Source organism: Pedobacter sp. 01T416_2 (assembly GCF_056398925.1).
In genome coordinates this window covers 1-7,427 of record NZ_JBFTQI010000247.1, presented here as the reverse complement: position 1 = coordinate 7,427, position 7,427 = coordinate 1, and the positions used below count along the sequence as shown (strand labels likewise).

General features: G+C 40.0%; 5 protein-coding genes, 1 tRNA gene and 2 riboswitches. All 6 genes read right to left on the bottom strand.

Going from position 1 to position 7,427, the window contains the following annotated elements; all coding sequences use genetic code 11:
• Nucleotides 1-73: 73 nt before the first annotated feature.
• Nucleotides 74-253 (bottom strand): hypothetical protein, encoded by a 180-nt coding sequence (locus AC1DPQ_RS12225; RefSeq protein WP_477581273.1) that lies wholly within the window; start codon nucleotides 251-253, stop codon nucleotides 74-76.
• Between the two features lie 79 nt (nucleotides 254-332).
• Nucleotides 333-433, bottom strand: a riboswitch (SAM riboswitch).
• 4 nt (nucleotides 434-437) lie between these two features.
• Nucleotides 438-508: transfer RNA gene (locus tag AC1DPQ_RS12220), tRNA-Cys, on the bottom strand.
• 759 nt (nucleotides 509-1,267) lie between these two features.
• Nucleotides 1,268-1,365: riboswitch (SAM riboswitch) on the top strand.
• A 450-nt stretch (nucleotides 1,366-1,815) separates the two neighbouring features.
• Nucleotides 1,816-3,456 (bottom strand): TldD/PmbA family protein, encoded by a 1,641-nt coding sequence (locus tag AC1DPQ_RS12215; RefSeq protein WP_477581272.1) that lies wholly within the window; start codon nucleotides 3,454-3,456, stop codon nucleotides 1,816-1,818.
• Between the two features lie 222 nt (nucleotides 3,457-3,678).
• Entirely contained in the window at nucleotides 3,679-4,995 is a 1,317-nt protein-coding gene (locus AC1DPQ_RS12210) for a TldD/PmbA family protein (protein ID WP_477609481.1), read from the bottom strand.
• A 2-nt stretch (nucleotides 4,996-4,997) separates the two neighbouring features.
• Nucleotides 4,998-6,632: a TldD/PmbA family protein gene (locus tag AC1DPQ_RS12205; RefSeq protein WP_477581268.1), complete on the bottom strand. Its 1,635-nt coding sequence runs from the start codon at nucleotides 6,630-6,632 to the stop codon at nucleotides 4,998-5,000.
• Between the two features lie 429 nt (nucleotides 6,633-7,061).
• The coding region (locus AC1DPQ_RS12200) for a hypothetical protein (protein WP_477609479.1) at nucleotides 7,062-7,427 on the bottom strand (366 nt) is incomplete at its 5' end.

Genomic DNA, 7,427 nt, shown 5'->3' with positions numbered 1-7,427 from the left:
AGTCTGGGTTGTGTTGAATACATTTTAGGCTTGTTATTTAAAGGAGCGTTTAGGCTAAGGATTTGAATAATTTTTAAGTGTCGGTTTTGGGTTGATCATGTGAAGTTTCCTCATTGATCTCGTTAAGCTGTTCATTATAAAGCCGCTCTGATTCTGCCTTACAATGTTCATAATCATCTAATTTTTCGCAAGAAGTGTTTCCGTGGATCTCGAAAAAATCCCTGATGGATGGATAATCAAAATAAACTGACATATTATTAAATTTAGGTTTCCAATTTTGGAAGGGATAGCCATTGATCGTTCGCCGAAAACAGTAAAGGGATCTGTTTTCAAACTCATCTTTTCTGCCATTGCAGAAGGAATTAGCACCTTGTTAATCAAACAGGTTGCTAAGACATCAAAGGGCCATTCCCTACGTCTTTCTTGATAAGTATTAGACGTCATGGACGGAATCGAACCGCCGTACTAGGTTTTGCAGACCTTTACCTAACCACTCGGCCACATGACTATATGATCTTTTCAAGCAGCTTTAGATTCACTTTTTGAAGAAGACTCAGCAAAAGTAAAAATTAATTACTATAATTTCTATAGAAATAGTAGTTTTTTTGAAGAATTTGTGGTTTTTTAACTTGTTTTATGGCTTAATTTGTTGATTTTTAGTTGTTTGTGTATGTGAATAAATTGTAGATAGATCCAGGAAAAATCAGATAGCTATCAAATCTGGATGACGATCGCATTCTCAATTTGTCATCCTGAGTGCAACGAAGGATCTTACAGTTGACTTTAGTATCTTTAATAATTAAAGATTCTTCACTGAGTTCAGAATGACAAACTCCAGTTTAAGTCAATAATTGCAAATTATTATTCTGTAAATCAATCGTTTACAAATAAAATCTATAAAATCTATAGGAATACTTGTTTAAATTAAGTGAAGTTTATACTTTTACAAAAAAATAAAATAATTCACCAGCAAATTTACGTTCAATATGAAACTCCGCAGACAACCTCAGCCATATTCCCTGATCAATTATTCAGATCAGTATAACTGCTGTTGCCGCTAATATAAGCTAAGATACGGATCACCTGCTAAAGGTTTTCATTCAGATATTCTTATTTAAAAATCCTGGTACCCCGGGGCCTTTTGATAGAATATTATGGTGGTCATGTATTTCAGTCAATAAGTTGCCGGGGTATCAGGAACGGCCTAACTAATCACCACCACTAGTTTAGGTTATTACTCTAATTAATTCACCACCATTAATTAGTTGATTTATACAGAAGAAGGGAGAGTCAGTACTCGTTGAACTTCTAGCAACTTTCCATAGGAAAAAGTGCTCAAACTGATCTAGCAATAGATTATAAATTAACCAATAACAAGTAAACTCACGTTTCCTGTTAGGGATTTCATTAAAGCATAACAGTTGTTTAAACGGCCTGTACCCATGCTATATGGTTTTCTGTGGGCTAGTGTTAATACGCATCATTAACATCATCAAGATGTATAAAGAAACTCCTGGTTCATAACAGGTTTATATTTGGTTAGAAAAAGGGGCATGTCTGGATAGAATGCCCCTTTGTTATTCTTTACTTAGCGTCGTCACCCTGTCCCGAATGTTCGGGATCAGGGTCTATTTTGCATAAAAAATGAGATTGTATCATAAAGGCGATTTCACTTCAAATGCTGTCATGTTGAGCTTGTCGAAACACCTCAAAGCGTATTTAACAGGCCCTTCGACAGGCTCAGGATGACAATCTATATTTATGATACAACCTCATGACGATCGCGTTGAGAAAAGTTGCAAAAAAATAATCAAGTTACCCCAATTTCCTTCCTGTATTAATCACATTAACTCCGTTAAAACGGGTAGTTGCACTTCCATGTGAAACGGCACTTGCTTGTCCTGGCTGACCTTTTCCATCCGAAAATGTCCCACCCAACCTGTAATCGTTTTTATCGCAGCGTTGTACACAGGAATTCCAGAATTCTTGTGTATTGGCTTGATAAGCAGCGTCTTTAAACATGCCTACAATTTTGCCATCTTTAATTTCGTAGGCCAGTTGTGCGCTGAACTGGAAATTATAACGCTGTTGATCGATAGAATAAGAGTTACGGCCAAACATGTAAATGCCTTTCTCTACATTTTTAACCATATCTGCCGCGCTTAAAGCAGTATTTCCAGGTGCTAATGAAACATTTGGCATCCTTTGGAACTGAATACTATCCCAGCTATCAGCATAGCAACAACCCTGTGATTCTTTCAAACCTAAAATATGTGCCTGATCTCTTATTGTCTGGTAATTCACCAAAATCCCATCTTTAATAATATCCCATTGGCCACATTTTACGCCTTCATCATCATAACCCACTGCGCCTAATGAACCCACTTCTAGTTTATCGCCAATGATGTTTACCTCTTTACTCCCGAAGTTGAATTTTTTGCTTTCCCATTTATCTAGTGTTAAGAAACTGGTTCCTGCATAATTCGCCTCATAACCTAAAACACGGTCTAACTCTGTCGGGTGACCAACAGACTCGTGGATGGTTAGGAATAGGTGAGAAGGATCTAAAACCAGGTCGTATTTGCCAGGGGCAACAGGTTTGGCTTTTAGTTTTTCATCAACATGTACAGCTGCTTCGCGTACATCCTCCAAAATATCGTATCGTTTTTTGTAAAGTGTTACTGGGCCACCTTTAATTTTTTCTTCGTCTTTTGGTTTAAGGTATTCAAAACCCATACCCATTGGTGCACTTAAGGCATTTCTGGTTTCGAACTTACCACTGGCCGCATCTGTTTTGGTTAGGGTAAAGGTTGGCCATATCCTGTGGATATCCTGATCGATATAAGAACCATCGGTTGACGCAAAATATTTCTGCTCATTGATCATAAACAGATTGGAACTGATATATTTTGCACCGCCTTTCATCGCCTCGCTATTTACCTTTAAAAGCAGGTCAACTTTGTCGGCAATGGGTACCTCAAAGGCATTGATTTCGATTGGTGTTTTCCAGCTTACCTCCCCATATCCTTTTTGCGCCGCCAATTGAACAGGTTCTTCCATGAGTTTAGAATTTCCTTTGGCAATGGCTACGGCAGTTTCTGCAGCTTTGGCGATGCTGGCATTATCCATGTTGTTGGTAGCGGCAAAACCCCAGCTTCCATTGGCGATAACACGAACACCTAAACCATAAGATTCGGAATTGGAGATGTTTTCTACCCTGGTTTCTCTAGTCGCCACTACCTGATTTAAATACCGTCCAATGCGTACATCGGCATAAGTTGCACCTTTGCTTTTTGCAGCGTTGAGGGCAACATCGGCCATTTTTTTCTTTAGGGCAATATCAACAGGCGTTAAAGATTCTTCAACAGAAATAATTTTGCCAAAGGCAGGTATATTGGGCATCATGCTGGTGCCGAGGCCAACACCTGTCATATATAAAAAATCTCTTCTTCTCAATTTTATAGTTGTTTTAATTCGTTATTGTATGGTAACATTAAGCCTTTCGACTCTACTACCTTGGACGGATCCAAAAGAAAAGTCGTCATCTCGACTGAAGCGCAGCGGAATGGAGAGATCTATCTAGGCAGATTTCTCGACTTCGTTGCACTCCGCTCGAAATGACGATTGGATGATGCCCTTCGACTCCGCTCAGGGTGACATCTCATGTAAGCGTGTTATTTAAATCGCATCTGATAAAGAAGTAAACGTAAAATCGCGGATTTTCATTGGTGGAATCAATCCACTCCCTGTTCTCACCGGTTTACCCAGAGCTTCAACATTGTTGAGCATAATTACCGGACTTTCGTTGAACCTGAAATTCTTGATCGGAAATTTAATCTCACCATTTTCGATGTAAAAAGTACCGTCACKCGTTAACCCGGTAAGTAATAAGGTTTGTGGATCTACCGAACGGATGTACCAGAAACGGGTAACCAATATGCCTTTTTCAGTGCTTTTGATCAGGTCTTCCAACGATTGTGTTCCACCTTCTATGACCATGCTGCGGCTAAAAGGAAGCGGTTGAACATTTTTTTGAGCAGCCCAATATCTTGAATAAGACAGGTTTTTAACTACCCCTTTTTCAACCCATTGCGTTCTTTTTACCGGTAAACCTTCGCCTGTGAATGTAGAAGATGGGATTTCAGTATTCATTGGATCAGAGTAGATATTTACGTTTTCTGAGAACAATTGCTCTCCTAAACGTGTACCACCACCCTTTTTGCTCATAAAGCTCCGGCCTTCGTCAGCACTTCTGGCATCAAAACCCCTAAACATATTACCGATTATATCGCTGGCTGCAAGTGGTTCTAAAATAACAGTATATTTTCCTGGTTCAATGGCTTTTGCACCTGCAGAACCATTGGCTTTGCTTGCTGCAATTTTGCTAAGTGCCAGGGTATCCATTTTGTCGAGATCATTAAAGCCTTGCTCAACGTAGCCTGATCCTGTTCCTTGCTTGTTTCTAACAGTTACCGAAAAAGAAACATCAGTGCCTTTATTGTAGGCGAACAAACCTTTAGAGTTCATGATCGCGTTAAAACGGGTTGAGTTTTCTAAGAAACCGGCCGCATCTAAACCAGCTGCTTTTGATACACTTAAACTTTTTCCTACCATTTCGGCTCTGGTATCAGGAGTCATGGCAGCAGTTTTAGCATTATATGTATTCGATTCTGGAAAAGTTTGTGGACCTAACGGAGGCATAAACTCAGGGTTTTCTGGTGCCAGCATGGCCAGTTCTTCTGCTCTTTTTACCACCTTTTGTAAGGAAGCATCATCAAACTCATTTATCGTTGCCGAACCAGTTTTTTTACCAAAAGTGGAGCTTACACCTAAACTCATGGTACTGATCTGCCCTGCGGTAGAAACCGCATTGCGGGCATAACGGATATTTCCCCCATCAGAACCGTTTAAACCTACTTCACAGAAATCGGCTTTCGAATAACCGATTACTTTTTTTAATATCGCCTGGGCTTCTTCTTTACTTAATATGGCCATAATTATATTTTTCTTGCTGTATTGATAACATTAACTCCATTAAACCGGGTAGTGGCACTGCCATGCGATACGGCACTGCTTTGAGAAGGCTGTCCTTTTCCATCATTAAATGAACCGCCTAAACGGTAATCGCTTTCATCGCAAATGGCATTACACGAATTCCAGAACTCTTGCGTACTGGCCTGGTAGGCTACATCGTTAAGCATACCTGCAATTTTACCTTCCTTAATTTCGTAGAATATCTGTCCGCCGAACTGAAAATTGTAACGTTGCTGATCGATAGAAAAACTTCCGTCGCCAATGATGTAAATGCCTTTTTCAACATTTTTGATCATATCATCGACACTCAGTTTTTCTTTGCCTGGCTGTAGTGAAACATTTGGCATACGCTGAAACTGAACATCATCCCAGCCCTGCGAATAACAACAGCCATTTGATTCTGTTAAGCCGATAATGTGTGCCTGATCGCGGATGGCCTGGTAGCTTGTGAGTATCCCATTCTTGATCAGATCCCATTTTTTGCATTTTACGCCTTCATCATCGTAGCCAACAGCACCTAACGAACCTACCTGGGTTTTATCGGCTACAATATTTACTTTATCACTGCCAAATTTGAAATTTTTTGATTCCCATTTATCTAAGGTAAGAAAGCTGGTGCCTGCATAATTGGCTTCGTAGCCCAAAACACGGTCTAATTCTGTTGGGTGACCAACAGATTCATGGATGGTTAGCCAAAGGTGTGAAGGATCTAAAACCAGATCGTATTTACCAGGCTCAACCGATTTTGCCTTTACTTTTTCTGTTGCTACACGGGCTGCTTCTTTAACATCTTCCAGCATATCATAACGGCCTTTATAACGGGTTACAACACCAGTAACTTTATCTTCAGGGCGGGCATGCATGTATTCATAACCTTTACCCGAAGGTGCACTCAATGCATTACGTGTTTTAAATTTACCCGATTCGCGGTCTACTTTGGTTACGTTAAAAGTTGGGTAAATGCGGTGAACATCCTGATCGATGTAAGAGCCATCAGTAGATGCGAAGTATTTCTGCTCATTAACCGCGAAAATAACGGAGTTTACAAAATTGGCTCCATTCTGCATGGCCACGTCGTTTACATTCAAAAGCAGGTCTACTTTCTCCTTTACCGGAACTTCGAAGGCATTAATTTCGATTGGTGTTTTCCAACTTACCTCGCCGTAACCTTTTTGCGGAGCCAGTTGAACCGGTTCGCCCTGTATTTTGGCATTGGCTTTTGCAACGGCAACCGCTTGTTCGGCTGCTTTGGCAATGGCATCTTTGGTTACATTGTTTGTGGCAGCAAAGCCCCAGCAGCCATTGGCTAAAACACGAATGCCTACACCATACGATTCGGTATTAGCTACGCCTTGAACACGTTTTTCGCGGGTGGCTACAAACTGGTTTAAATAACGCCCGATGCGGATATCGGCATATGTTGCACCTTTTGATTTTGCCGCATTTAGTGCAACATCAGCCAGTTCCTTTTTAATTTTAACATCTACTCCATCTAAGGCCTGTAAAGGGTCTATAGGAGTTCCGAATGCAGAAAGGTCGGGAAGGAGTAGGGCACCCATACCCATTCCGGATAAGTAGAGGAAGTCTTTTCTTTTCAATTGGTTGAATTTAGTTAGTTTACGCTTTCAATATAGCCAATTGTGAAGCGAAAATTGGAAATTGATTATAACATTTTAGTTTCAATGCTGAAAAAGGATCTGTTTTTTGTGAAAAGATGTTTTTAGTAAAGTTAATTTCGTCATTTCGACTGAAGCTGCTGATTTTTCATCAGTAGCGAAATGGAGAAATCTATAGTAAGAGATTTTTTGTTAGATCCGCTAATGCTTACGCTCGTTTCCAAACGAGYGCAGAAATCGTTAAACGATTTCGTCGCTGCAAACGATGAGTTATTAAACGCTCGTTAAAAACGAGCATTAGCAATTAATGGGGTTTGTCATTCTGAACGCAGTGAAGAATCTTTATCAGATTGCACTGTTCCGTTGTAGGAGGATTCTTCACTGCGTTCAGAATGACAGTAAGCGCGCGACTTATTTAACCGCCAATATCCTTGATTCGTACCATAAAAAGCCAGTTGCAAACAGAAACCCTGCAAAAAACCACCAAAGTGATAATTCTTCCTCTAGAATAGTATCTGTTAATTTGTTTTTGGCTTCAGTAGTACTCAGGTTTTTGATAAACTGACGGGTTCCATCAAGTTTTTGTTGGTTTTTGAGTGCCAGCCAATCTGTTTTTTTGTAGATATATACTGGCTCTATGGCTTGATTTACTTCTAAATTAGTCCAGCCTGATTTTTGAGGCCAGTATAAAGCATCCCATTGGAAAGGAAGCTCCATGTTTTGTCGTGGACTGAGTAAAATACTATCGATTTTTAATTGTGGGATCCTGTCTGATGC